This window comes from Porphyromonas sp. (assembly GCF_030529325.1).
Taxonomy (GTDB): domain Bacteria; phylum Bacteroidota; class Bacteroidia; order Bacteroidales; family Porphyromonadaceae; genus Porphyromonas_A.
Map to the genome: position 1 here is coordinate 1 of NZ_JAUMXC010000029.1, position 26,930 is coordinate 26,930.

Below are 26,930 nucleotides of genomic sequence, written 5' to 3' on the forward strand. Positions count from 1 at the left end.
TGTCTAACTTGACGCATCAAGTTAGACAACTTCATTCATCAAGTTAGACAACTTGTTTTCGACAGATGTACATCTTCTCTCCGATCTCTTGCGAGTTTTGAGGATTGTTGTACTTTTGTGTTATCGCTAACTATATTGAAAACTAATACATATGGAGGCCGAAAAGGTTAATCAGTTTCTTTTGTTCTCTGCAAAGTATTTTCCTGAATATCAGATCCCTTTCATCCGTGAAGCGTTGCTGAAACTGGATGAGGATCAGTTCAACCGGGTGCAGTTTTTGCAGTTCAAAGACCCCACGGTGGCATTACTTATCTCTATTTTTGCCGGCACGTTGGGTATCGATAGGTTCTATCTCGGTCATACGGCGCTTGGTATCATCAAGCTACTGACCTGTGGAGGGTTTGGTTTTTGGACTCTTGTAGATTGGTTCATCATCATGTCGGCAGCCAAAGACGAGAACGCAGAGAAACTCTTTGGGATGCTGAGGGGCATATGACGCCCCGACGCTTTTATACGGCAGTGGTCCTGCTGTTTGGGGGAGCTTATGCCTGGCTTGCGTTTGTCGCAAGTACAAGTGCTTCGGACGTTATATTTTGCCTTTTCAGACGCTTGTCGGGCATGCCTTGCCCGGCTTGTGGGGCTACTCGCTCTGTTGTCGCTCTATGCTACGGCGAGTGGCTGTATGCTCTGCGTCTCAATCCTCTTGGCTTTTTCTATACCATAGCATTAGTATCTGTCCCCCTTTGGTTATTGCACGACACCATCCGCAGGCGTCCATCCATGTACACGATGTATCGGAGGCTCGACAGGCTGATGTCGCACAAGTCGGTGCTGTGGGGTATCGCCGCCTTTATCCTGCTCAATTGGCTGTGGGTGCTTTTCAACCATGTGTTTGGGCATGTGGCTTGATGATACTTTGTGGAAAATCCTCTCTCATTGGTGTGAGAAAAACAGGGATCGGGCTTTGAAACCTCATCGATAATACTTATATTTGCATTAGAGAAAGATAAGAAAAGGTCGCGTCGGGCGATCGGGGAACTCGTCATTTATTCACGATTCCGAGATCTTTGGCAAGCATAATGGCGGGCCGCAATCTTTCGAGATTATCCCTGCGGGGATACAGCGGATTACAAAGTGTGAGTCATCCTCAAAACTTGTTTTCTTGGAGTTTCGTCACAATCTCCCGGCGCCCTTATCATACAAAAGCCACCTTGCACAGATGACTCTGATCCCAAGGTGGTCTTTTTGTCGTACAACTTTCCTCTTGAAAAGGGAAAGAGAGTGATTAGGTTAGAATGTTTTTTATATTAATTGAATTTATCAGCTATGCTACGTATATCTAAATTTTTACTGAAGATCTTACCCATCTTCTTTTTGGTACTCACTCCATTTTTCTCAGGCTGTGCCACGGGAGAGTGGGGTGAAGGGTTGCATGCCAACAAAGGTCCGGGCGTGTATGAGCTGAGATACCGCCTCAAGGTCTCTACCCCTTCCAAAGTGACTTTCCGGATGCGTACGATAAGGTATCCGCATGTCGTCCTCAACGGTATCAAAGAGGATGTCAGTAGAGCCGTGTCTTTTGATGTGGAGAGAGAAGCCGACTTCAGGATCTTTACCGAATCTCGCGAAACAGGTCTTGAGGTGACTATGCACATAGAGCCTGAGTACTCCGGACGGACTGATATTTTGTGTCTTGTGGATGGCTTTCTCAATAAGAAAAAGATCTACGAACATCGCGACAAGTCAACACTCGTAAATGCTACGCATACCCTTGTCGTAGGTCTGGGAGACTTTGACCGCTAAAGATAAGCATGGCCAAGGCAGAGAAGAAAGGCAAGACCGTCATCGGTGATGGGATGTACCTTCAGGTGCTTGGTTGTGGTTCTGCCAAACCAACTCTGAGTCATCATCCGTCGGCACAGGTGCTTCGGCTGAGAGAGAAACTCTTCCTCATCGATTGTGGTGAGGGTACGCAGTTGCAGATGCTCAGGTATAAAGCCTCCTTTGCCCACCTCCACAGGATATTCATCACGCACCTGCATGGTGATCATTGTTTGGGCTTGCCCGGACTGCTCAACTCCATGTCCCTCCTTGGGACTTCTCATCCCGTCCATGTCTACGGACCGAAGGGTGTCAAACGGTATATAGATCTCATCATAGAGCTTTTCTGTAGAGAAGATGCCGAGCGTATCATCGTACACGAGATATCTCCCGATGGATGCCAAGAGATATATGCAGATAAGTCGGTAGTGGTTTCGGCATTTCGTCTTGATCATCGTGTCCCCACGGTCGGCTATCTGTTCAAGGAAACACCTCTCCAGCGTCATCTCGACAGAGCATCGGCAGACTTTTACGGTGTGCCTGTCGCGTACTTTGGACGTATCAAGCAGGGGGAGGACTTTGTCCAACCTGATGGGACAGTCGTTCCCAACGAGCGACTCACAAAACCGCCGAGACCCTCGTTCAGCTATGCCTACTGCTCCGACACGGCTTACTGCGAGGCCATAGTCCCATATATCCGAGGGGTAGATCTCTTGTATCATGAGACTACATTCGAGGCCTCTCATGTCGAGCGCGCCAAGGAGACAAAACACTCCACGACACATCAGGCTGCTCGTATTGCAGAGCTTGCAGAGGTCGGCTCTCTCATGATCGGTCACTACTCGGGCAGGTACATCGGCCTTCAGGATATGGAGCGGTTGAGGCAGGAGTGTCTCACCATATTCCCCAGAGTCATAGCGGCCAACGAAGGGTTGGTTATAGACTTCAAGGAACTTAGGAAATAAAAAGATTGAATACTGTCCTCGGTAAAGTTTTTTGTGCAGACTTTGCCGAGGATTTTTTTGTTGAATCAGCTCTCCCGAAACCAAATTGTTCGATAATTGGATAAATTCGTATATCTTTGCACGAAATGTTCTATGTTGAGCATTTTGAGAGTGAATTTTTAAGTAATAACAATTATTTCAAATCTCGTTATTAAATTATCTATGAAGAAGTTTTTTCTACTTGCAGTCATGATGATTTCAAGTATCGTCATTGCTAATGCACAATCATTTTCAAAGGGTGACAAGTTTATCGATCTCTCTATAGGTCTTCCTGACTTCGGAGTATACAACTCAATTTCTCTTCCTGTATTGGGTGCAAAGTTTGACTACGTTGCTGTAGACAATCTTTTTGACAACAAGAGTTTTCTTTCTGTCGGTGCCGGAACATCATTCTATGCGAGCAAGGGCACATACTACAAGACAAGCGCCTTTGCTTTGGCAGGTCACGCAGCTGTTCACTACAACTTCGTTCCAAAGTTGGATACATATGCAGGTTTGTCTTTGGGATACAATTTTGTAAAGGTCAGCTACCTCAATGATAGCCCTCTTAACACTATCGCAGGAAGCGGTGTTGCATACGGTCTTTTCCTCGGTACAAGATACTTCTTTACTCCAAACGTTGCAGGTTTGTTGGAGTTGGGTTATGGCTACACTACACTCAAGCTCGGTGTGTCACTCAGAATCTGATCGTTTCGCAAGATAAGATATCGAAGACTGCCCTTCAAGGAGATATGATCCTTTGAGGGCAGTCTCTTTTTTATCGTGATGTGGACATCAGAGGAGTTTGTGACCTCTTTGGTTCTTTGGAGAGAGTCTTGAGGCTTGAGTTGTTTTGACAGAGATAATATAAAAACGGTCGTGCCAAAGGTGAATCCTTTTGGTACGACCGTTTTCTTATTTGGGGACTCCTCGTGTCTTACTTCAAGTTGGCAGAGTCTTTGATGAACTGTGCAAGTCCATTGTCTGTCAATGGATGCTTGAGTAGTCTCAAGATAGAGTCAAGCGGTGAAGTGACGACGTCCGCTCCGAGCTTAGCACAGTAAGTGATGTGTAGTGGCGAACGGATAGACGCTGCGAGGATTTCTGTGGTGAAGTCATAGTTGTCAAATATCTCACGGATCTCTTCGATGAGATTGAGACCATCTTGGCAGATGTCATCGAGACGACCAAGGAATGGAGATACGTATGTCGCACCGGCCTTGGCAGCGAGAAGAGCTTGTCCCGGAGAGAATATGAGCGTACAGTTGGTACGAATACCCTCAGAAGTAAGGGTTTTGATGACTTTCAGACCCTCTTCTGTGATAGGGACTTTGACCACGATTTTTGGGTCAAGAGCAGCGAGGACATGAGCTTCGGCTATCATCTCGTCATAGGTTGTAGAGATGACTTCTGCACTTACGTCACCATCTACGATATTACAGATGGCTTTGTAGTGAGCTTTGACTGCTTCGTTGCCTGTGATACCTTCCTTTGCCATGAGGGAGGGGTTGGTAGTCACGCCGTCAAGGATGCCGAGAGCCTGCGCGGTCTTGATGTGCTCAAGATTTGCTGTGTCGATAAAAAACTTCATAGGTGTTAGGCTATAATATAGTGTGAATGAATATCAATACATCTTCGTCGAGATACTCGTACAAAGTTATCCAAATCTCATCAACTGACAACGTTGATATGTGACAATAATTCAGGATGTCCGATTTAAGGAACCATGTACCTCTCGGTCTGATCCTAAATCCTTTTCTCTTCTTTTTCATCTTTGGTGTCGTTTTGGGATTGCAGAGGGTTGATAATTATTGAGGAAAATCCGATATTTGTCGTAGATCTAAAAATGAAAGCATAATCATGAAAAAGTTTCTGAAGATCGCAAGTGTGACGGTCGTCACCATTGCGGCACTGCTTGTCCTTGTTATTATTCTTGCGCGCTACGTGTTTCGGAATGAGCTTCGGAGTTATCTCGAAAAACTTCAAGGCAGCGAGAAGGTTGCCCTTCTCCGTAAAGCCCAAGACTATAAGGCCGACAGTGTGGCTTTTGATTTCGAGTATGCCGCACCTATCGAAAAGAGTATGGAGATCAAAGGGTATTTCCGCTTCGATACACTTTTTCAAGCTGATGCAGATACATGGACCAAGACCCTCACCCTTGCTCGACTTTCGGCTCTTGTGAAGCACGACAATCCCAACCCCTGGCCTGACAGTCGCACAGCCATAGGCTTGTGGGAGTGGAGTAAAAATAATCCCGGTGGATACAACTGCCGCATGCACTCGATCTTGCTTCACGAGCTCCTCCTCGCCGAGGGGATCATCAACCGTGTCGTCACCTGTATGCCTGCCGATACCACCGACAGTGACTGCCATGTCGTCAATATCGTATGGTTGCCCGAGACGAATAAATGGGCGATGATAGATTCCGACACCAAAACCTATGTCACGGACGAAGAGGGCAATGTGCTGTCTCTACAAGAGATGCGTGAGTGCATCATAGCTGACAAGCCCATACACATACTCCCTCTCAACGAAGGCGATACTCCGGGAGACTATCTGACTTTCTATTGGGCCAAAAATCTCTACTATTTCAGCAGTATAGAGTCCACCACTTATGGAGTGGAAAGTCCTGCAAGTGACCGATCAAGGTATATTTATCTCTTGCCCGATAATGGCTATAAGTTGAGTATGCGTGCCAATCGTCAGGGACGCATCACCACGGATGTCGATCGCTTCTGGGCTTCTCCCGCGGACTCTATCCTGACGGGAGAGGTCTTTTCGATATCCGAGTAATGATCGAGGTTGAGTGTTTTTTTCATCCGGCGTGCCGTCCTCCGGCTGTACTTGTCCCGAGTTGCCTTTCCGGGTGTAAAAAAACGTTCCACTTTCTGGTAGATCTTTTTCCTGTTGCTGTGTTTTGATAATCAGCGCGGTGTGAGGTGGAGAGGGTTCGTATGCCCAACTTGTGTCATGGTGGGGAACTGTGAGCGGAAATTTGTATCTTTGTGCCGAGTATTGCACAATGAAATTTGATAAATAATGAACGAATTGAGACTTATAGATGCCATACGTACTCGTCGCAGCATACGTATATACCACAAGGATAAGCCCTTGAGTGAGGAACAGTTGGCTCTCATCATAGAGGCGGGTCTGCGTGCTCCTTCGTCGATGAACAGACACACGACGCAGTTCCTCATCATTGATGATCGTGAGACACTCGAGGCTCTCGGAGCGTTGAGAGAGAAGGGGAGTGCTTTCCTCGCTGATGTGCCTGTTGCTATCGTACTATTGGCATCGCCCGATGCTTGTCATCTGTGGATGGCAGATGCTTCGCTCGCTGCGGGATACATGCAGCTCCAAGCATGGGAGATGGGACTCGGCTCATGCTGGGCTGAGGTCGAGGGACGACAACGCCCCGATGGAGAGCCTTCGGATGCTTATGTGCGTCGCGTGCTCAATCTGCCCGAAGACCTCGAGGTCGTATGCATCCTTGGATTCGGCTACGTCAACGGTGATGCTCCGGAGCGTCCTGTGGATGCCCTCAAGTGGGAAAAGGTACACCGTGGATCTCTCGGTAAGATGTATAAGTAATTAACGACATATCAGGGCTATGCAACCACTATCATTGACGACGCCTTCGCTCCTTTTTTCAGCGATCACACTTATCTTGTTGTCGTATACCAATAGGTTCTTGTCATACGCACAGCTCGTGCGTACGCTCCGGCAACAGAGCGCAGACAATCCTGCACGTACACGTGGACAGATAGCCAATCTCTATCGTCGTCTGCGTCTCATCCGCGCGATGCAGGTGCTTGGTGTGGGCAGTCTCCTTCTGTGTGTGGTGGCGATGTTTTGCATCTATATCACGTGGCAGGTGGCAGGCGAAGTGATCTTTGCTCTTGGGATGATCTCCCTTGCTCTTTCACTTGCCTTGTGTCTCAAGGAGATACTCATTTCTATCGAAGCTCTGCACATCAATCTTGAGTCCATGGGGCCCGATGAGACAGAGTCCAAGAAAGGGAAGCGTAAAGCGTAGTAGAGTCCTGATCAGGAAACGACATCGAGAAGAGCTGTGCAGACTTGGGGGATGCATAGCTCTTCTTGCCCTTGGATAGAGGGCCGATGGCGTAGGAAAAATTAGCAACTCGTTACGTAAATTCATGTAACGTCCGGATGCGTGGCGAAGAGTTTTAAACTTCATGAAATGAGGGAGTAATTCGTGACTTCTTCTTATCTTTGTTCCTCTCGATCCAAGAGCCTTGGAGGCTTTAGATGAGATCAAGATCTGGCTTAAATGACATACATATAAGATGAGCGATAAACAATCAAGTAAAATGTTTTATCTCTGGGTGATGCTCGTGCTGGTATTGCTCATGACCATAGGAATGTACTTCCTGCCTGCCGAAGTCGCAGGTATTCCGCTGAAGTCATCGGATATCCTTTCCGAACTGAGAGTGGAGACACCCCAAGATGGGGACATGTTGGTCGCGGATGGTGAGGGAGACATCGAAGAGGACGAGGCTCCCAAAAGGGTGGAGGATGCCTCTGCACGTATCAAGGCAGACTCTATCAGAAATGTAAGAAAACGAGACTCCATATACAGCATCCTTGTCGCAGAGCGTGCCAAGGTCGATACCGCAGTAGTGGCGGAAAACGTCCTTTTTGAGGATTTTTCGCCGGGGCATACCGGGCTTAAGTCCATCTTTGAGGCGCTCCGTCGTCGTGGACAGATGGATAAGCCCATATATATAGCGGCACTCGGGGACTCATTTATCGAAGGGGATATATTTACGCTGGATGTGCGTCGTCTGCTCCAACAGCGCTATGGAGGTGGAGGTGTCGGTTGGATGCCGATGTATTCGCAAGTCAGTGGTTATCGCCAGGGGGTGAAGCAAAGGAGTAAGGGGTGGAAGGAAACAACCATCCTGAACAAGTCGAAGTCTCCGCTGCCTCTATCCGGGCGTTTGTTCAGGGCACAGGGGCAGGCATCGGTCGAGTACACATTGGATGAGTCGCCGGTGGCCGGAAACAGTGTCACTCGTCTCTACTATGCTGCTAAAGATGAACTCAATGTGAGATACACTGCCGGAGATAGTACGATGAACATTACTTTGCCGGCGGCCGATCCCATAGGTGAGTACACCTTCCCGATCTCATCGGACAAGGTGGGATTCAGTGTACAGAGCGATGCCGAAGCTGCAACGTTCTTCGGTATGTCTCTGGAAACAGATCAAGGGGTGGTGCTTGACAACTATTCGCTTCGTGGCAATAGTGGTATCCCTCTCGGTAGTCTTGATGCCGATATGGGATCTTCGCTCAATGCAGATCGACCTTATCATCTCATCATCCTTCAGTACGGTCTCAACGTGGCAAGTGCCAAACAGAAGAACTATCGCTCCTACGGTAATACGATGATTAAGGTCGTGCGCCGACTGCAGGAACTATTCCCGCAAGCGTCCATCCTCATCATGGGGATCTCTGACAGAGGGGTGAGGGTGTCAGGGCAGTTTGTGACGATGCCGAGCATCCCCGACTTCATCGCTGAGCAACGTCGCGTGGCACAGGAGACCGGAGTGGTCTTCTGGGATACGTATGCGGCTATGCAGAGTCTTGGTGGTATAAATGGTTTTGTTTCCAAAGGTTGGGCAGCCAAAGACTATACCCATATGAGTTTCAAGGGTGGACGTCGTCTTGCCGAGGAAATGCTCAAAGCATTTGATTTTGAAGATAAGTATTATGAAGCATTGCTATAGTAGATCGATGAAGAGGCTTCTCGTGGTCGCGATAGTCGGAAGTGTATGGTCTTGTGTCACTGCATTGGCACAGGCTCCCCGTATGTCGACGGATACCTTGTCTCGAAAAGCCTCAGATCTCAGGAGCATACTTCAACCCATCAAGGCTCGTCTGTTGTCAGGGGTAGGAGTGGTGGAGATAGTCCATCTCGGAGACAGCCACACACAGGCAGGCTATATGACGCAGAGCATACGAGATCGTCTGCAAGCCAAGTATGGAGATGCAGGTCGGGGATGGCTGACGCCTTTCAAGATGGCTCGTACCAATCAGCCGTTTGACTACTCGATCACTTCGACAGGTAAAGGGTGGAAGTCCGAGACGATAAGTTATGTCAATCCTGCCAACCTCGTCGGACCAGGCGGAGTCGTACTCATACAGACGCAAAAGGCCGCTCCCGTCTTTCATGTCTCTGTGCGTTCGGGATCGTTTGATCGTATCCTTGTGTGTAGGAGTGCGCGTTCGCCCGTTTTGTCCGTCGTAGGCTCCAAGGGGGTTACTCGCGTAGGATATGGTTATGGTACCCAGTATGTCATGGATACCATAGACTTCCTTTCTCCTGTGAGCAAGGTCCAGTTGCAAGGTTCTCGACCTACCTCGAAGTCAATGGAGTATGCGGGATTCAGCCTGCATAACAAGAATACAAGTGGCGTGCGCTATCATGATATAGGACTCAATGGCGCGATGTTCAGAGTCTACAACAGACCTCACTTTGTGCAGAATCTGAAGTTGCTCAAGCCTCAGTTTATGATCATCTCTTTGGGGACCAACGAAGCCATAGGCAAGTGTGATGCGGAAATCTTCCGAAAAGATGTGACCAATCTCCTCAAGGCTTTGAAAAAGGAACTCCCCAATACTGTTTTTGTCTTCACGACTCCTCCTGTCGCTTACAATAAGACCGGCAATCCTGTGCCTACGATAGAGCGTGTGCACACCGTCCTCCATGAGGTGGCTGACTCGGAAAATGTCGGGCTCATAGACTTGTACGAACTCATGGGTGGATTTGACAAGGGGAGCCGTCTCATGAAGTCTTCCGACTATATCTCTCGTGATGGGATCCATTACTCTGTTGCCGGATATCAGTATCTCGGAAACTTGGTGGCGGACGAGCTTATGAAGGCTCTCGAGTAAAAACTCAGATCAAGACAATACTCTCTTATTTACAACACTGACACACATCAATATAACATACAATGGATAATATCCTGTCCTTTTTTCAAAATATAGATCTCTCACGTATCCCGGAGCTTATCCGTTACAATCCGGAGTCTCCGATGATTTTTTCTTCCGGATTGTTCTTCCTTTTGTTTATCGCATTCTTCTCGATCTACGGATTGTTGAGACATGCCACACATCTGAGGATTCTTTATGTCGTCGCCTTCTCCCTCTTTTTCTACTATAAGAGCAGTGGGATGTATCTCCTTTTGCTTGTTTTTGCCGCGACGAGCGATTTCATCATCGCAAGGTTTATGTCGCACAGCACGACACAAGGCAGAAGGAAGTTGTGGTTGTTCCTCAGTATGGTGGTCAATCTGGGAATTTTGTCGTACTTCAAGTACTTCAACTTCCTCGGAGATCTTGGAGTCAATCTCTTGCATCTCATAGGTAATTGGACGGGTTACGAGCCTTTTATGGCACCGGAGTGGAAAGTCCTCCCTATCTTTTTGCCCGTGGGTATCTCTTTCTATACTTTCCAGACGATGAGTTATATCATAGATGTGTATAGGGGGCGCATCACTCCTCTCAACAGATGGATTGACTACTTGTTTTATGTATCCTTCTTTCCCCAGCTCGTTGCAGGTCCTATCGTTCGAGCCCTTGACTTCATCCCTCAGATACATCGTACTCCCGTTGTCACCTCGTCTGATCTCGGTCGAGGGGTCTTCCTGATCCTTACCGGACTTATCAAGAAGGCTCTCATATCTGACTACATCAGCCTCAATTTTGTGGATCGTATCTTCGATGCACCCCAGTTGTATACAGGGTTTGAAGTCCTCATGGGCGTCTATGGTTATGCTCTTCAGATCTATTGCGACTTTTCGGGATATTCCGATATGGCAATCGGTATAGCTCTTTTCCTCGGTTTCAAGTTCAATATCAACTTCGATTATCCCTATCGATCCGCTACTATAACCGAGTTTTGGCGCAGGTGGCATATCTCCCTCTCTACATGGCTCAAAGACTACCTCTATATCCCTCTCGGCGGTAATCGCAAGGGTAAGTGGCGCACTTATCTCAACCTCCTCATCACGATGCTTCTTGGGGGACTCTGGCACGGTGCCGCTCTGCGTTTTATCCTTTGGGGCGGTATTCATGGGCTTGCGCTTGCGGTGCACAAGTTGATGATGCAGATATTCCCGAACCTTAAAACTGAGGGCCGTGAGATGAAGCCACATTGGAGAGTGCTTTCGATGATATTTACATTCCACATCGTTTGCTTCTCGTGGATCTTTTTCAGGGCAAACGATATGGCACAAGTCCAAGAGATACTCTCACGTATCGTGACGGAGTTCCATCCTGAACTGATGTGGGAAGTGATCTCCGGTTATTCAATGGTTTTTGGTATCATGCTCTTCGGATATGCCGCTCATATGTTGCCCCGTCGCGCACTTTCGGGGCTTGAGAACGGTATCACTCGCTCACCTCTCATCCTCAAGTCTCTCTATATTGCTATTGTGATATTTATCATATTCCAGGTCAAGAGCGCAGACGTACAGCCGTTCATTTATTTTCAATTTTGATTTCTTTTAATATCTTTGTGGCATTGAAGTTTTTTAATTAGAAAAATACAGCATTATGAAAAGAATTATTATTTCCCTCGTACTTGTTGTCATGTCATTCTTTATGGCAAAAGCTCAGGAGTACAAGCCTGAGTGGCAACATGTTGATACTATGACAGTTGTCCGTACTCAAGGAGAGAGGCGTTTGGTATTTGTAGAGAAGACGAATGTCGTGCCTAAGTCTTTTTTCATTGAGGCCGGAGGTGCGGGTATGAGCCCTTTGAGCTTCAACTTTGAGTCTCGCTTTGCTCGTCAGCTCAACGGATTGGGGATGCGTGCCGGTGTTTCCTTTATTGGCTTTGGAGATGCAGGTATACTTACGATCCCTGTACAGCTCAATTATTTGATGGGTAGTAGAGGTAAGTACTTTGAGATAGGGGGAGGAGCTACGCTTTTCCATGGATATTCAGATTGGTTTGGAGGTGATAAAGGTGACTCTTATACCAAGATAATCGGTACCACAACCTTTGGTTATCGTTATCAGCCTGTCAAGGGAGGCTTCATGTTCAGAGCCGGGTTTGCTCCATTTTTTACCTTTACCGAGGAGGGCAAGTTCTTCTTCATGCCTTACATGCCTTACATCTCGTTGGGATATTCATTCTGATAAGAAGCTACATGATGACATAGAAATAGGGATAATCCTAAAATCCCCGGAACAAAAGGAGACAAACCGTATCGTAAGAAGAAATTATGATACGGTTTGTCTCTTTTTATTTAAGTTTTGTTACAGAATGTATTTTGTTTTATTCGGGCTTTTTATACCTTTGCGGAAGTTGGGGCTCAAATTGAAAAAGTAAAGTGCTATGAAAAGATCTTTTGTTTCTATCATCCTTATTGTCATGTCGTTCTTTACGGCAAAGGCTCAGGAGTACAAGCCCGAGTGGCAACATGTCGATACAATGACGGTTGTCCGTACAGAGGGTGAGAGACATCTGAAGTTTGTAGAGAAGACAGATGTCGTACCTAAGGCGTTCTTTGTTGAAGCCGGTGGTGCGGGTGTAAGTTTTTTGAGCTTCAACTTTGAGTCACGCTTTGCTCATCAGCTCAATGGTTTGGGGGCACGTGTCGGAGCCTCATTTCTATCCTTTTCGGAAGAGCGAGTGTTTACTCTGCCCGTGCAACTCAATTATTTGCTAGGTAGCCGAGGTAAGTATTTTGAGATGGGGATCGGAGCTACACTCTTTTATGGGTACTCAGATCCGAGCTCGAGCTTAGGAGGAATAACAGATCAGAAGAATTATTTCAATATACTGGGCACTACGACTTTTGGTTATCGTTATCAGCCGGTCAAAGGTGGTTTTATGTTTAGGGTCGGTTTTTCTCCATTATTCCTGCATGAGGAAGGGGAGTTTATCTTTGTCCCTTATATGCCCTACCTCTCGTTTGGATACTCATTTTGATAAGCTCGTTTCATAGGTTATAAAAGGAGATAAAAGCTGAAGAGTCAGAGGATTTCTCCAATAAAAATCTGAATATCAGTGCCTGTAAGGCGTCGGTAGATACCGTATCTTCATTACTGACCAACATCTGCACGCACTGTCTTTTTGTGTTTTCTGTTCAACTGATGTCTCCGCCCCAACAGACCTCTTTTTTCACAAAAAGAGGCTTCTGCCTGATCGGGAGTTTCATGCCGGGCTTTCTCTCTTTTTTGTTCGGATCTTTGTTAATCTTTAAAATTGAGACACCTGTCTTAATGAGTTAAGGAGACTGTCCGGAGGAGTCTGCTCAGCTCACTTCTTCAGTCTTGTTGATAGAGGCATTTTATCCCCATTTTCTCTGTTAATTGGAGATCTTGACACAAATTTTGTATATACAATTTGATGGTGAAAATGGCTTATTTGATAAAGAAATGATCGTATATCTCAAAAAAAATATTAATTTCGTCTGAAAACCCTTGTTAGTTCAATAAAAATAACATACATTTGGGACAACGCAAAACACTGAGAGAAATCAATTGCTGTCAATCTCTCAAAAAGACATGAAGAAAAGAGTTTAAAATTCAAGTAAAACCAACAATGTGAAATTAACGCTTGCCGTGTTGGTATTTAACAATCAAAGGCGCCGGATTGTAACGTACGGTAAGAGTTAGAGTAAAAAATCCTATTTCTATGAAAACAACAACATTCAAACTATGGTGCGTTTTCGCAGTGCTGTTTTTAGGGCTGGCTTCTTGTACTCCCAAGGCTGATGATCCCGATCCTGCAACATTGACTGTCGCTCCCGGCGAGTTGACCTTCCAGAATGGTGAAGGCTCAGAGACCGTTAAAATCACAACCAATCAAGAGTCTTGGGTGGCCACTTCTCCTCAGGAAGGCTCTTGGATCGAACTTGTTCCTTCCGGAACCAACTTGACTGTCAAAGTAAAAAAGAACGAGATCTCAGAACCTAGAACTACCTACATCATCGTAAATGCAGGAGCAGCGACTCCTCAAAAGGTGAAGGTTACTCAGAATCCTGCTGATATCGTGTTGAACCTCACTCCTGACGCTATCAATGTTCCTATGGAAGGTGGTACATACACTGTGGATATCTCCAGCAACAATGACTTGTGGAATATCGAGTTGGAGCCTGCAGAAGATTGGGTTACAATGACGGTACACAAGACTGCAAAGATGGCTTACATCACTGTGAAGGAAAACACAACCACAGAGGAAAGACAAGCTGTGCTCAGAGCAACAAATAAGTCTAAGGCCATCGAAGTCCCCATCAAGCAGGCTGCTATGCCAAATATGAGATATGTGATGCCTTACCTCAAGAAGAAACCTAAAGGTTATGACATCGTTTCTTATGAGGTTGCAAGAAAGAGTGTCTTAAAGAGATTTAGCGGTGCTATTCCTGGATGGGGTATCTTCGAGGAGGATTATCTCTTTATGAACAGGTCCGAGCTATTTACAGAGACAAAGTACACTATCAACGTTAAGACTAATAGCTTGGTGAAAATTACTGTTCAGAGCACTGATTACAAGACTGCAATGGCTGAGAGAAATCAGATCATTGAGTTTTATAAGGAGAATGGTTTCGAAATGACTACTCAGGAAAATCTCTACATTGCAGGTAGACACAGGACTGAGCCTTTCGATATCAAGATCAATTACGTGAAGGATCAGTCTGTTCTTATCGAATTTGAACAATATGCTGATCAGGACAAGCCATACAAGACATTCGATCAGTTCCCGAAATTCCCAGAGCACTACTTTGGTTCCCCGGAATGGAAGTTTGAACAGATCAAGGCAGAAGAGTTGAAAGAGGGAGCGAAAGAAGGTCAGCACTCATTGGTTAATTCCGGAGCTCACAAGGGTAAAGTTACTCTCGGATTGTTTGAGCAGGCTGAATCAAAGAAACCATACATCCTTGCCGGTTACTTCTTCAATTGGGAGAATGGTACGCCTGCTGATAAACTTGGAACTTTGGATGAATTGGTAAGACTTTACAGTGAAGTGACACTCGGATTCTGGGAAGACACGGAAGTATCCGGTAAGTTTGTCATCACAAACGAATTCAAGGCTCTTCTTGAAAAGGAAGGTTGGAAGTTCCTAAGAATCCAAAATGGTTTCTACATCTTCTCCAACAGTGCAAAGAAGTTTATTTTGGCTACACGTGCAGGTTTCTTCACCGGCTTCAACGATGGCAATGCATGTCTACAGATGAACTTCTTCCCAGGTGAAGGTGAAGAATCCGAAAATCTAAAGAACTTTGACAAGAAGGTCAACGCAAAGAGCGAAAGATGGAGCTATTTCAAATAAAAAAATAAAGGATGTGAAGAAGTAAATTTTTTTTATCCTATCACAATCTGCTCATACACCCCCACCTGTGGTCCACAATTCCACTTGTGGGGGTGTCCTCTTTTCCCAAAAAACAACTTAAAACGATATAAAATATCTATGAAAAAATTTCTGGCCTTCGGGCTCACACTTGGTGTGATATTTGTGTCTTGTAAAGAGGATCGTCTACTCAATACAGACAGAGACAAGCCCTCCATGACAGAGAAACGTAGCAATATTGGGGATCTATATCAGCAACCTATCCATGTCAAAGGACGGATCAATATCTATATGTCTGAGGACTCCTTTGATAAAATCAGTATCAGTGAACAGGGCAGCATGCAGATGAACAGTCTCCCAACTCCGATGCAAGCTACCCTCATTACCCTCAAGGCAACTCGGGTAGAGAGACTGTTCCCACCGGCAGGTAAGTATGAGAAGCGTACCAGAGAAGCCGGCCTTCATCGTTGGTTCACTGTTACTTTTGATGAGAGTACTCCTTCCGAAGAGGCTTGTCAGATGATGAGCGAACTACCTGAAGTCGATTTTGCTGAACCTATCCTCAAGATTGCCTTTCCACAGGCAAAGCCGGCTCCCGTCACCATGACGGGGATGATGTCTCTCAGGGGAGAAATGGATCCTGAGTCCTTCAATGACCCTATGCTCCGTAAGCAATGGCATTATAGGAATTCGGGTGCGGCTTCGTTCGCTGAAAAAGGTGCAGACATCAATCTCTTCCCTGCTTGGCGTGTAGAGAGTGGCAGTGCAAAAGTTACGGTAGCCATTGTCGATGGAGGTATAGATATAGATCACGAAGATCTAAAGGAAAATCTAAGTATCAATACTGCCGAGCTTAATGGTGCAAAAGATGTGGATGATGACAATAATGGCTTTGTCGATGATATATATGGTTACAATTTTGTGACAAACTCCCCCACAATAGAGCCGGATGACTACAGCCACGGTACACACGTTGCAGGTACTGTGAGTGCTCGCAACAATAACGGCCTGGGAGTCTGTGGTATCGCAGGTGGTAATGGAACTGAGGGAACGGGGGTAAAACTGTTGAGTTGCCAAATATTTAGGAAGGAGCATGAAAAAGGTAATGCTGAGGCTGCGCTTAAATATGGGGCAGATAACGGTGCTGTCATCTCCCAAAACTCATGGGGGTACCCTCATCCCACAGCAGGGACTACTCCAAAATCCTTGAGAGATGCGATCGATTACTTTATCAAATACGCAGGGTGCGACGAGAACGGCAACCAGCGTGCTGACTCTCCCATGAAGGGGGGGGTAGTCATCTTCGCTGCGGGAAATCAAAACTTGGACTTTGTTGCTATCCCGGCTGCTTATTCAAAGGTAATCTCAGTCTCTGCAATGTCCCCTAATTTTACCAGAGCAAGCTATACCAATAGAGGGACTTGGGTTACGATCATGGCTCCGGGAGGAGACCAAGACAGATATGGTACAACTGCGGGAGTCCTCAGTACACTTTCTCCGAAGGTCCCGGACACAAGAGGTGCAAAATATGGCTATATGCAGGGGACGTCGATGGCTTGTCCACACGTTTCAGGTGTGGCTGCACTCATGGTATCGCATTTTGGAGGAAAAGGCTACACCAATGCAGATCTTGTCAAGCAACTGAAGTCTGCTTTTCTTGATGTCGATATCAATGAGAAAAATCCCGGATTTGAGGGACGATTGGGAGTCGGGTATATCGATGCTCATGGAGCATTGGTCAACAAAAACCTCAACAAAGCTCCAAACACTCCCGTGGTTGACATGGAGCGTTCTTCAAAGACTGAGATCACTGAGATAAATCTCTTCTGGACTATCCCTACAGATGAGGACGACAAGAAGCCTAGCAGGTTGCAATTGTTCATGTCCAAACAACCATTGACAGCTTCAAACTACCGGGAAAAAGGTACTCCTATAGGTATGGGTACCTATGAATATATCTCTATTGCAGGTCACAATGCAGGTGAGGAAATGAGCTTCAGTATCAAGGATCTCAGTCCTGAGACTTCTTACTACTTTGCTCTTGTTGCCATAGACCGCTGGGGGTTGAAGTCTGCTCCTGCTATTTTTGATCTCAAGACAAGGCCCAATATCCCTCCTCAGGTGACAGGTATGCCACAGGGGCCTATCAGAGTCAATGCATCTCTTGGGCAGACCTTCAAGTTTGAGCTTACTGTCGCTGACCCCGATGGGCATTCTTGGAAGATGGAGAAGCCCGCATATATGAAGGGTGTGACCGTCCAACAAAAAAAATCTGATGAAAAGGTTCTTGTCTCCATCTATCCGACTTTGCCTGAGGGTAAGCACCAATTCTCATTGGTCTTTGTCGATCAGCTCGGAGGCAAGACCGAAGTCGTCATCGCATTTGAGATCTACAAGATCACTCCTCCTAAACTCCTCATGCCGATATCCAACAAAGTCATGGGCGTTGCTCAAGGTGCTGTAGAGGTGGATCTGACCAAAGTCTTTGAGGGTGACAAGGAAACCACTTTGACTTACTCGGCTTCCGGTGTGGATACATCCATAGCTTCTGCCGTGATCGATGGAAGTAAGTTGATCATCAATCCTCATAAACCGGGAGAGTCCATCATCTCCGTCACAGCAAAGGATGGTATAGACAATGTCGTGGATACAAAATTTCAGGTACTCGTCGTTGCCGACAAGAGTCTGCCTGTGTATTCGGTCTATCCTATACCTGCCAGAACCGACCTCAATGCTTGGCTCAACGATGAAGTCAAGACTGCCACATTTGTCATCACGACGATGAGAGGCGAAGAAGTCTTCAGACGTGAAGTCAAGCCTAACGATGAGGGTGTCGCTACGATCGACATCAAGAAGTTTGCTCCCGGTGCGTACAACCTCACCATCACTTCGACCAAGGGAACATTCACCAAAACGATTGTAAAACAATAATGCCTACTGACTTATGAGAATTACACACATATTTTCTTTCGCTGCGGCGCTTCTTTTAGGGCTTGGAGCCCAAGCTCAGACACGCCCACTGCCTATCCTTGAGATCAATCCTGATGCCCGCTCGGCAGCCATGGGTAATGTATCTCTCGGTGAGGCTCAGTCCAACTACCTTTACGTCAACCCTGCATCTTTTTTGTACCATGACAATTGGCTCACCGTCTCTGCGAATGGGGAACTTTATCCCAAGAGTGGAGATGCGGGGCGCCTCATCTATGGCAATGCCAGCGTAGGTATGAAGTTTGCTCAGCGTCACGCAGTCTATGTAGGTTATCGATATCTCGGAGGTCTGAGCATCAAGAGGGCAGATCGTTTTGGAGAAATAAAAAAGACCATCAAGCCTGTCGATATGACTTATGACTTGGGGTATGCCTTCCGTCTCAATGATAAGTTGGCATTCTATGCTATGGGAACATTGACACAGGCTCATGTCGTCAAGTCTGCTTTCGGGGCAACTTTTGGTCTCGGAGCCAACTACCGTACAGCATTCGGCAGTGATCCCGAAAATCCATATCGCGTCAATATCGGGGTCAGAGTGGCAGACCTTGGGGCGCCGCTTGCTTATTCGTCCAAGAGTACTTATTCGATGCCAAGCTCTTTTGCTATTGGTGGAGACGTCAGCCGTAAGTTGAGAGATATCCACAAGTTCACTCTTGCTCTCGGTTCTCGCTACTACTTTTTGCCCGGTGATGCCACTTTGCTGACAGCAGGTGCAGGGGTAGAGTATGCTTTGGCAGGGATCTTTTCTCTACGAGGCGGATATGACTTTGCACAGAAGGGCATGAGCCACTATACTGCGGGTGTAGGGATTAGTTATGCAGGACTCAAGGCGGACTTTGCTTACAAGAAAGCAACAGAGAGCACAGGCATCGACACGATGATGTGTACTTTGAGCTTTGACTTCTAAGCATTGACCGGTCTGATATGACGAAGGTCGGTGATCGGGATGTGTCTCCCGGTCATCGACCTTTTCTTTTCATGCACACTCGGTTCGGTGCCGAAGTCGATTTGGAAGTCTTTAACGGGTGTCGAAAAAGGTTGTCTAACTTGACATCTCAAGTTAGACAACTTGATTCATCAAGGTAGGCACCTGAATTTGGAGGGTTCTATACCTTGTGCCTGAACGTTGGTCAAAATAGGCTGCATCTCATACAAAAAAGGAGAGTCCGCCATTCTAAAATAGCGGACTCTCCTTTTTAAGGGTTTCGTTTGCTCCCGATTGATGCCTCTTACAGCGAGTCTATTACGGCTTGAGCGATGTCCTGAGGTGTCGATTTGGAGAGTGTGCAGTAGGTCTCGATGCCGTATGCCTTCAGGCGTTCGGTCGTACTCGGACCGTATGTGATGACTTTGGCATGTGTGGGGATCGAGTGGAGACCGTACTTCTCCATGAGTTCGGCAAAATTGTCCACAGCTTTGCTGCTGCTGAAGACAATGTGAGTGAATCCGATCTCTTTGAAAAATGTGACGTCGTCCTTGGTGTAGCTCACCTTGACACTGTGGTAAAGGGGGATGTCGATGACAGAGAGCTGAGGTGATGAGGGGAAGGCCGGTGGCGGAGTCTCACTGTCATACGCACCATGAGGAAAAACGATGGTCGCAGGTTGATCTCCGATATGCGCCACGAGGCCGTCAATAAGGCCTTGGCGATCTCTGCGGGTAGGGACAAAGTCGGGTACTATGCCATAACTTCTCAGACGGTTTGTCGTGGTCTTACCTATGGCCGCGATCTTACATTCGGAGAGGCTTCGGATGTCCCTGCCGCTTTCGATGAGCATCTCCACGAGGTAGTCTACCGATGCGGTGGTGGTAAATGCGACCCATGCGCCAGGGGTTATCTGAGAGAGTTTGGCCTCAAGTGCCGGAGTATATCTGTCTCTCTCATGGGTAGAGGTAGGTAGAGAGTGGATGTAGGCGACTTTGTCTCCTAAGAGATCATGCAGTGCCGAACGTTCGGTGTCTACGCTGATGGCCAGGATCTTGACTTGTGAAAGTGGAGTGGGGGCAAAAAAGGAAAATTCGTCTGTAAAGGATACAACTTCTCCCACGACAAAAAGACCGGGCACGAGGGTGGAGTAGTCTGTGAAGTCAGGAGTGAAGTCGCCGACTCCGGCCACCAATCTGCGCTGGGAGGGGAGTGTGCCTTCTGTGATCACGCAGGCAGGAGTATTCGGGTCAAGCCCTGCAGCGATGAGTCGCTCACAGATGAGGGGAATTATCGTGGCTCCCATGTAGAAGACTATGGTGCCTTTGAGGTCTACAAGACTTTTCCAAGACGTTGCTTCGTGCTTGTATTCCTTGGTCGAAGCGGTGATAAATGTGACGCTTCGACTCATACCCCTGTGGGTGACGGGGATGCCCGAGTAGGTAGTGACCGAATTGCCGGCGGTGATCCCCGGAACAACTTCAAACGGTATGCCTCCGGCTGTCAGAGCCTGCAACTCCTCACCTCCGCGACCGAAGACAAAGGGATCTCCGCCCTTGAGCCTGACTATACGTCCGCCACGGAGCGCTCTATCGACGAGGAGGGAGTTGATGTCTCCTTGTTCGTGTGAGTGACGACCGCACCTCTTGCCTACAGGGATGCGTTCGATACCTTGGCGACAGTGGCTGAGGATGATGGGGTTGACAAGGGCATCGTAGAAGATGGCATCCGCTTGTCGGAGGCATTGGATTGCTTTGAGGGTGAGGAGGGTAGGATCGCCGGGACCGGCTCCTACGAGGGAGACGAGGGTCCCTTCGGGTATATCGTACGTAGTCTGAGTATCAGATGTCATAGCTGATCGATTATCTCTTTTTTCTCTGCTTCATATCGCTCTTTGAGGGTGAGATATAGTTCGTCATTCCCTTCTTTTTGAGCATTACGGATATTCCGTCTGAGTTTGCTGAGAGCTTCCAGGCGCGTCTTGTCAAGGCTCTTGTCAAGATAAGTCTCGCACTTGTCTCTCAGAGCCTGACCGATCTCCGGCAGACCATATTTGGTTTGGATCGCAAAGGTTGTGGATGTGGTGGATGATGAAGCTCCGAGAGAGAATGTGCTTTTGTTTTTGTCAGAAAGATTATTCACAAGGATGTTTCGCTCCGAGCATTCGTCGCAAATCTGTGAGTCAATCGTATCGACGCCTGTTGCCGCAACAACAAGGGTGTAGCGCCACGTGTCGCCCGGAATGAATATCCTGCTGAGATGCTTGTGTCCTTTCGATCGGATGAGAGCTTGGAAGTCTTCACAAAGTGTCGGACTGATGGTATCGAAAGGAATATCATGTTGGGAGAGGGTGAGGGCTTTGCGATATGCTCCTTGTCCTCCTCCCACTATCAGAGCTCTGTGTCGAGGTGAGGATAGGAAAATAGGGCACACTTCGATCGATCTTTTGCGTTGGGTAGGATGTGCTGCCGGAGTCAGTCGTGGGGGGCGGAGATTAGCTTCATATAGAGCTGTTGTGTCCTCAAACACTTTACTTGTCTCTGCATCCGCAATGACTTTTCCCTTGTTCAAGATAATGCTTCTATCAGCCCAGGCATAAGCAAATTCCATGTCATGGGTAGACAAGATGATCGTCTTTCCGTCCTCGTGCAGACAGTTGAGGAGGGATCGTATCTTTTCGGTATAATATCTGTCCAACCCCGCCGTAGGCTCATCAAGAATGATGATCTCGGGACTCATCGCAACGACGGAGGCAATGGCTACCCATTTCTTTTGTCCTTCGCTGAGTAGGTGAGGAGGGTATTTGATGAGTGTTTCGATCTCAAACTCCCTGAGCACCTCATCGACGCGATTTTGAAGAGCTTCTCCTTTGAACCCAAGGTTTTTCAATCCGAACGCAATCTCATCTCCCACCGATGGGGTGAAGAGCTGATGATTAGGGTTTTGAAAGACCACGCCAACAAGTTGTCTGAGATGTTTATTGGCTCCCTTTATTGTCTTTCCGAAGGCACTTATTGTTCCCTCTTGGGGTATATTGATGCCATTGAAGATCTGAAACAAGGTTGACTTACCCGCTCCATTTTCTCCCATGACGACGATGCGCTCACACCTGTGGATGTCTATGGATATGTTGCGAAGTATCGGTAAGGATTTTTCGTAACCGAAAGTGATATTTTGTAGAGATAGAATCACTTCGCTGTCACTCTTGGTTAAAAGCTCTTCATTGCCTGTGTTGCCTTCATCATATCCTCGGGACAGTAAGCCTTTGTAGACTTTCTCAGCATCATTGTGAGCGAGGATAAAAGTTTGAGCGAACAGCATTCCTGCATCTTCAAAACGGTTGCTCCATCCGACATATCCCAGTCTGCTACGTTGCGCAGTGTAGATGTTCAACGCTGTTTCCTGTAATCTGTTGATGTATCTGTATATGAGTTCGGACAACTCGATGAATAGGGGTGGTACTCTCAGGTTCCTAAGCTTGTGCATGATGCTGTATATCGGCGCTGTGGTTGTGATGAGCAGGATAGACATAAAACCATTGACGCACCTGAGTGAGACGAGGGCGAAGAGTTGTAGAGAAACTTCCGTGATCCCCCAACTGCCTATTCTCATAAAAGCGTGCTCTTCGACTTTTACCGATGTAAGGAGTATCGGTATCGTGCCAAGTGAGATAAAAATAAGCGTCAGAGCTATACGGCGTGCCAACTTTCGGCGGTTTTGCTTCGGCGTAGAGACGCTCAGGATGATCAGTAGAGGAATGAGGATAAGCACTTGCAGAGCAATGCTCTTGAGTAGTAGTGCTGCAATGAGAAATATCAGAGGGTACGACAGTCGCAACAGCCCTAAGTCCATCTCCTTGTAGAGTGGGCTTGGGGCTGTTGAAGTCCTCTTATGGAGAATGTCAGTTTTTTTTTCTCTGTCCTGACTTGTCATCAGCGTGCTTCTTCAGCAGGATGTATCCTCCTACGAATACAGATATCCCGATGAGTACCTGAAGGACAAAGAGCCATGGTTCGCTTGCATCGGTGGGTTCGTGTCCTATTGCTCCCATCTCTATGGCTTGACCCTCGACACCTGTGATATTGTGGATGACTTCACATGCTGCATCATCGGTTCCGCCTCCGAAATCTATCCAAGCACTTGCCACAGGCGCAGCGAGACAGAGCAGGAGTATGACGATGAGTATTATCTTGTTTGTTGTTTTGTTCATGTTGATATCTTTTATTTGGCGGATACTAAAGGGGCTTTCACATCTATGAGCAGACGGATGATGATTGCCGTGATGATACCTTCGATGATAGACAGCGGCACTTGAGTCACTGCAAAGACAGATAGGAATTGCATTGCCGAACCGAACACTCCCGTATTGGCATCAGGATAAGCCAATGCCAACTGGAAACTCGTTGTCACATAAGTACTCATTGAGCCCAAGAATGCAGCAACGAAGATTGCCACGGAGTTGCCGGCCTTCATACCCTTGAGGAGCTTGAAGACATAGTAAGCTACCCATGGACCCACGATAGCCATGGAAAATACGTTGGCCCCGAGCGTCGTAAGCCCCCCATGAGCGAGGAGCAGCGATTGGAAAAGCAATACTATAAGTCCCAACAGAGGCACGGAGTGCGGACCCACTGTGAGCGCTCCAAGCGTGGTGCCGGTAAGGTGGCTGCTACTACCTGTCACTGAAGGCAACTTGAGTGCCGAGAGGATAAACATAAACGCTCCCGACAATGCTAATGTGATCTTTTCGCGAGGATTCCCCTTTACTATTTTTCCGATAGCTCTGAAGCTGAGGATGATGAAAGGCAGACTCAACGCATACCAAACTATGCACCATGTCGGTGATAGGTAACCCTCCATGATGTGCATGGCCGATGCTGACGGCGCGGACAGCACGAGGAGAGATAGGATAAGCAATATTTTTTGTCTCATATCTTTACTGTATGTTAATGGTGTTAGTAACTCCTTAAATGTAGCCGGAGGGTGCAAATATAAGTTACACCCCACACATGTCGGTCGATTTCGGTCGATTATTATTTCCTTGCGTTACGTCTTCTTTCCCTTTCGGTACGGATGAGCTGCAATTCTCTTGTTGTCTGACCTTTTATCGCTGTATTTTCCTCTGCACGACGGATGAGGTATGGCAACACCTTATCCACAGGAGCATAAGGTAGATACTTTGTTACGTTGTATCCTGCCTTCGCGAGGTTGAAGCTGAGGTTGTCGCTCATGCCATAGAGCTGGGCAAAGAATACCCTCTTGTCATCAGGGCGGATACCAAGATCTTCGGCGAGTTTTGTTGCAAGTTGGAGGCTTTTTTCGTTGTGTGTTCCCACAAAGAGTTCAAAGTGATCGATGCGCTCAAGGACAAATCTCACACCTGCATTGTAGTTGTCATCCGTCGCCTGTTTGTCCTTACATATCGGATCCGGATAGCCATTCTTCTGTGCCAACATGCGTTCTTCTTCCATGTATGCCCCACGCACAAACTTGATACCCGGGATGAATCCCTCTTCGCGAGCCCTTGCATCTATGCGTTCGAGCAGAGCCAAACGATCATGACGGTACATCTGGAGTGTCGCAAAGACTATGGCTCTCTCTTTGTTGAAGAGCGACATCGCTTCTATCGACAGTTCATCCACGATCCCTTGATAAGCATAGTGCTCTGCATCGATGAGGATACGGGTACCATGTTCATGAGCCAGACGGCAGAGTTCCATAAATCTTTTTCTGAAAGCCTCAGCTCTTTTTTCCTCTTCTGCCGTTAGAGCTTTTCCCTGAGTCAGTTTTTCGAGGACGGACACGGGTCCTACACCACTTGGTTTGAATACCCCGTGGCTCACATGAGGATTACCCTTGGCGAAGTGTAGAGAGCGCAGTGTCTCTTCGTATGTCGCGTTGATGTCCTTCTCCGAACTACCACCTTCCGCCGAATAGTCAAGCACTGCCGATACCCCTCCGGTACCGAGCTTTTCGAGTGTGTGATGAGTATCCTGCAGACTCTCTCCACCCACAAAGTGCTTGTATATCGTAGGGCGCAAAGCCCAACCGATGGGGAAGTGTATGCTCGCTGCGACGTTGGAAAATAGTTTGCCCGTCTTGACGAGAGTGTTGGATGCCATTGCACGGAAGAGGAGTTCGGCACTCTTTAGGTCAGCATCCGATTTGCCCTCAAATGCTGTTTGAGTATTTGAAAAATCAATCATAATATTCTGTTTTTATCATTCAATCCATTTTTTCTCCCGTCAAGGTGTATATCTTCTTCTTTGACATGATATCCCATTCACTGTAGGTGATGGTATCGTCAAGTTTTTGGAGATAGAGCTGCTGGACTCCCGGGTGTTCACCCAGACCTTGGAGCGAGACAGAGACTTCATATCCTGCCTGCTCAAAGTCTTCACGCCAATCCTCTGCGATGTCGTTTTTAGCGTGCTCTCCCGCTACAAACATAAACGGTATGAGTCTTACTTTTTTGTATCCCGACGCCTCGACTTCTGCCATGGCTTGTTGTTGAGTCGGGAAGCCCTCGATGGTGCCGACAAACACGTTGTTGAGCCCAAGTTCGCGCAGGATATACGTGATCATTGTATATTGGGCAGTAGATGGGTGGTAGGTCCCATGTCCGACCCATACGTAAGCCGTGTCCTTGTCATAGTCCGCAGTGAGGGCCTCTATGGTACGGTAGTAGTCTATGGGGTGATAAAAGAGCGGAGCGCCCACTCTTATCTCCTCGAAGTCTCCACGCGCTGCCTGCACATCCTTTCGGATCGACTCCATCTCCAACCCATCTATCAATACCGTAGGCTGCACCACGATGTGAGTGTAGCCTTCGCTGTGAAGCTGTCGGAGAGTTTCGGGCAGGTTGAGTTTTGCTTCTCCTCTGTCTCTCAGTCTTTTGAGGATGATGCGTGAAGTGTAGGCATCTCTCAGCGTAATGCCCTCATGGAGAGCCTGCGCCTTGGTGTTGATGACATCGATGGTCTTTGCCCTCGTGTCACTGTGCGTGGTGCCGAAATGGGTCATGACGATGGCCATGCGTTTGCCCTCTGTCAACTTGTCCCCCATCGGGTCACGTTTATAGTTGGACATCAGTCCTATATGCTGTTCTCTTGGGTTTACTTCTTCGTGCATGATACGGTTAAAATATTAACTGTACAAAAATAACCTTTTTTGCAGAAATTCCACCTTAATTACATCTGAGTTCGATATAATCTGTATCAAACCCACTTAACTGCGATGTTCTCGATCTTTCTTCATGACAGGTGAACGGGAGAAGATGTACGTCTGTCGAAATTCAGGAGTCTAACTTGATGAATTAAGTTGTCTAACTTGACGCAACAGGTTAGACAACTTTTTTTGCCCCTGAGAAGTGTTTGATTTTGAGGAGAATTTGAGTCGGCTGTCCCGGTGCGAAAATATTGTCACATTGCGTCCATGCACAAGGGGATGATGGGTGGGGATTATTATAACTATCTTTGTGACACGGGATGCGAGTACCGCACTCCCGTCTATTCGGCCTCCGAGACCGGTGAGGGTGTTGCCCCTGTGTCCTCGGAGTGTATGCACTATCGTTTTATGTCTGATATACAACTCACAGGATCGTTTGGTATGAAGCAGATCCTCCGGATTTCCGGACCTGTCTTCATATCCCTCATGGCTCAAAATATAATAGGTATCACCGACACGGCTTTCATGGCACATCTGGGCGAAGTACAGCTCGGAGGTGCAGCGATGGCGGGGTTGGTCTATTTCTGTATCTATACCCTGGGGTACAGTCTCGGGACAGGGACGCAGATCATCGTCGCTCGTCGCTATGGAGCAGGACAATATGAGGGGATAGGCAGAGTGTTGTCACAGAGCTTCATCATGCTCGTAGTATCGG

24 protein-coding genes are annotated in these 26,930 nt (G+C 47.3%); 17 read left to right on the plus strand and 7 right to left on the minus strand.

Going from position 1 to position 26,930, the window contains the following annotated elements; genetic code table 11:
- Positions 1-151 precede the first annotated feature (151 nt).
- The 5 genes from Q4A14_RS05760 (at position 152) to Q4A14_RS05780 (ending at position 3,512) form a co-directional block, all read left to right on the plus strand.
- A complete protein-coding gene (locus tag Q4A14_RS05760; protein ID WP_303170600.1) occupies positions 152-496 on the plus strand; it encodes a TM2 domain-containing protein in 345 nt (114 codons plus the stop codon).
- On the plus strand, positions 493-909 hold the full coding sequence (locus tag Q4A14_RS05765; protein ID WP_303170601.1) for a DUF2752 domain-containing protein: 417 nt from the start codon (positions 493-495) through the stop codon (positions 907-909). The genes Q4A14_RS05760 and Q4A14_RS05765 overlap by 4 nt, the downstream gene beginning before the upstream one ends.
- Before the next feature lie 417 nt (positions 910-1,326).
- A complete protein-coding gene (locus tag Q4A14_RS05770) occupies positions 1,327-1,803 on the plus strand; it encodes a hypothetical protein (RefSeq protein WP_303170602.1) in 477 nt (158 codons plus the stop codon).
- An 8-nt stretch (positions 1,804-1,811) separates the two neighbouring features.
- Positions 1,812-2,786, plus strand: a complete 975-nt coding sequence (locus Q4A14_RS05775; protein ID WP_303170603.1) for a ribonuclease Z — start codon at positions 1,812-1,814, stop codon at positions 2,784-2,786.
- A 201-nt stretch (positions 2,787-2,987) separates the two neighbouring features.
- Entirely contained in the window at positions 2,988-3,512 is a 525-nt protein-coding gene (locus tag Q4A14_RS05780) for a hypothetical protein (RefSeq protein WP_303170604.1), read from the plus strand.
- Between the two features lie 229 nt (positions 3,513-3,741).
- On the opposite strand, the gene fsa is transcribed toward Q4A14_RS05780, so the two are convergent.
- Entirely contained in the window at positions 3,742-4,395 is a 654-nt protein-coding gene (fsa, locus tag Q4A14_RS05785; protein WP_303170605.1) for a fructose-6-phosphate aldolase, read from the minus strand.
- A gap of 269 nt (positions 4,396-4,664) precedes the next feature.
- Here fsa and Q4A14_RS05790 point away from each other — a divergent pair, with 269 nt between their 5' ends.
- The 11 genes from Q4A14_RS05790 to Q4A14_RS05840 all read left to right on the plus strand — a co-directional run bounded on the left by Q4A14_RS05790 (position 4,665) and on the right by Q4A14_RS05840 (position 19,030).
- Complete coding sequence (locus tag Q4A14_RS05790) at positions 4,665-5,597, plus strand: transglutaminase domain-containing protein (RefSeq protein ID WP_303170606.1); 933 nt, start codon at positions 4,665-4,667, stop codon at positions 5,595-5,597.
- Positions 5,598-5,843: 246 nt separating this feature from the next.
- A complete protein-coding gene (locus Q4A14_RS05795) occupies positions 5,844-6,395 on the plus strand; it encodes a nitroreductase family protein (RefSeq protein ID WP_303170608.1) in 552 nt (183 codons plus the stop codon).
- A gap of 19 nt (positions 6,396-6,414) precedes the next feature.
- Entirely contained in the window at positions 6,415-6,840 is a 426-nt protein-coding gene (locus Q4A14_RS05800; protein ID WP_303170610.1) for a DUF2721 domain-containing protein, read from the plus strand.
- 274 nt (positions 6,841-7,114) lie between these two features.
- Entirely contained in the window at positions 7,115-8,557 is a 1,443-nt protein-coding gene (locus Q4A14_RS05805; RefSeq protein ID WP_303170611.1) for a hypothetical protein, read from the plus strand.
- Positions 8,541-9,725 (plus strand): GDSL-type esterase/lipase family protein, encoded by a 1,185-nt coding sequence (locus Q4A14_RS05810; protein ID WP_303170613.1) that lies wholly within the window; start codon positions 8,541-8,543, stop codon positions 9,723-9,725. Before Q4A14_RS05805 ends, Q4A14_RS05810 begins: the two co-directional genes overlap by 17 nt.
- A 62-nt stretch (positions 9,726-9,787) precedes the next feature.
- Positions 9,788-11,335 carry an MBOAT family protein gene (locus Q4A14_RS05815; protein WP_303170615.1) on the plus strand — a complete coding sequence of 516 codons (1,548 nt, stop codon included), beginning with the start codon at positions 9,788-9,790 and terminating at the stop codon, positions 11,333-11,335.
- 55 nt (positions 11,336-11,390) lie between these two features.
- The gene (locus Q4A14_RS05820) at positions 11,391-11,978 is read left to right on the plus strand and encodes a hypothetical protein (protein WP_303170616.1); all 588 of its coding nucleotides are present in this window, start codon (positions 11,391-11,393) and stop codon (positions 11,976-11,978) included.
- A 199-nt stretch (positions 11,979-12,177) separates the two neighbouring features.
- Positions 12,178-12,774, plus strand: a complete 597-nt coding sequence (locus Q4A14_RS05825; protein WP_303170618.1) for a hypothetical protein — start codon at positions 12,178-12,180, stop codon at positions 12,772-12,774.
- Between the two features lie 708 nt (positions 12,775-13,482).
- Entirely contained in the window at positions 13,483-15,117 is a 1,635-nt protein-coding gene (locus Q4A14_RS05830; protein ID WP_303170620.1) for a BACON domain-containing protein, read from the plus strand.
- Positions 15,118-15,255: 138 nt separating this feature from the next.
- Complete coding sequence (locus Q4A14_RS05835; protein ID WP_303170621.1) at positions 15,256-18,066, plus strand: S8 family serine peptidase; 2,811 nt, start codon at positions 15,256-15,258, stop codon at positions 18,064-18,066.
- 13 nt (positions 18,067-18,079) lie between these two features.
- Positions 18,080-19,030 carry a PorV/PorQ family protein gene (locus Q4A14_RS05840; RefSeq protein ID WP_303170623.1) on the plus strand — a complete coding sequence of 317 codons (951 nt, stop codon included), beginning with the start codon at positions 18,080-18,082 and terminating at the stop codon, positions 19,028-19,030.
- 322 nt (positions 19,031-19,352) lie between these two features.
- On the opposite strand, the gene cobA is transcribed toward Q4A14_RS05840, so the two are convergent.
- From cobA to Q4A14_RS05870, 6 genes are all read right to left on the minus strand, one after another.
- On the minus strand, positions 19,353-20,900 hold the full coding sequence (cobA, locus tag Q4A14_RS05845; protein ID WP_303170625.1) for a uroporphyrinogen-III C-methyltransferase: 1,548 nt from the start codon (positions 20,898-20,900) through the stop codon (positions 19,353-19,355).
- The gene (locus Q4A14_RS05850) at positions 20,897-22,900 is read right to left on the minus strand and encodes a CbiQ family ECF transporter T component (protein ID WP_303170627.1); all 2,004 of its coding nucleotides are present in this window, start codon (positions 22,898-22,900) and stop codon (positions 20,897-20,899) included. Before Q4A14_RS05850 ends, cobA begins: the two co-directional genes overlap by 4 nt.
- Before the next feature lie 49 nt (positions 22,901-22,949).
- The gene (locus Q4A14_RS05855) at positions 22,950-23,258 is read right to left on the minus strand and encodes a hypothetical protein (RefSeq protein WP_303170628.1); all 309 of its coding nucleotides are present in this window, start codon (positions 23,256-23,258) and stop codon (positions 22,950-22,952) included.
- An 11-nt stretch (positions 23,259-23,269) separates the two neighbouring features.
- The gene (locus Q4A14_RS05860) at positions 23,270-23,980 is read right to left on the minus strand and encodes an energy-coupling factor ABC transporter permease (protein ID WP_303170630.1); all 711 of its coding nucleotides are present in this window, start codon (positions 23,978-23,980) and stop codon (positions 23,270-23,272) included.
- 101 nt (positions 23,981-24,081) lie between these two features.
- Complete coding sequence (locus Q4A14_RS05865; protein WP_303170632.1) at positions 24,082-25,254, minus strand: proline dehydrogenase family protein; 1,173 nt, start codon at positions 25,252-25,254, stop codon at positions 24,082-24,084.
- A gap of 19 nt (positions 25,255-25,273) precedes the next feature.
- Positions 25,274-26,179 (minus strand): sirohydrochlorin cobaltochelatase, encoded by a 906-nt coding sequence (locus Q4A14_RS05870; protein WP_303170633.1) that lies wholly within the window; start codon positions 26,177-26,179, stop codon positions 25,274-25,276.
- Positions 26,180-26,482: 303 nt separating this feature from the next.
- Between Q4A14_RS05870 and Q4A14_RS05875 the strand changes: the two genes are divergently transcribed.
- Positions 26,483-26,930, plus strand: a 448-nt coding sequence (locus Q4A14_RS05875) for an MATE family efflux transporter (RefSeq protein ID WP_303170635.1), incomplete at its 3' end; no start/stop codon positions are given.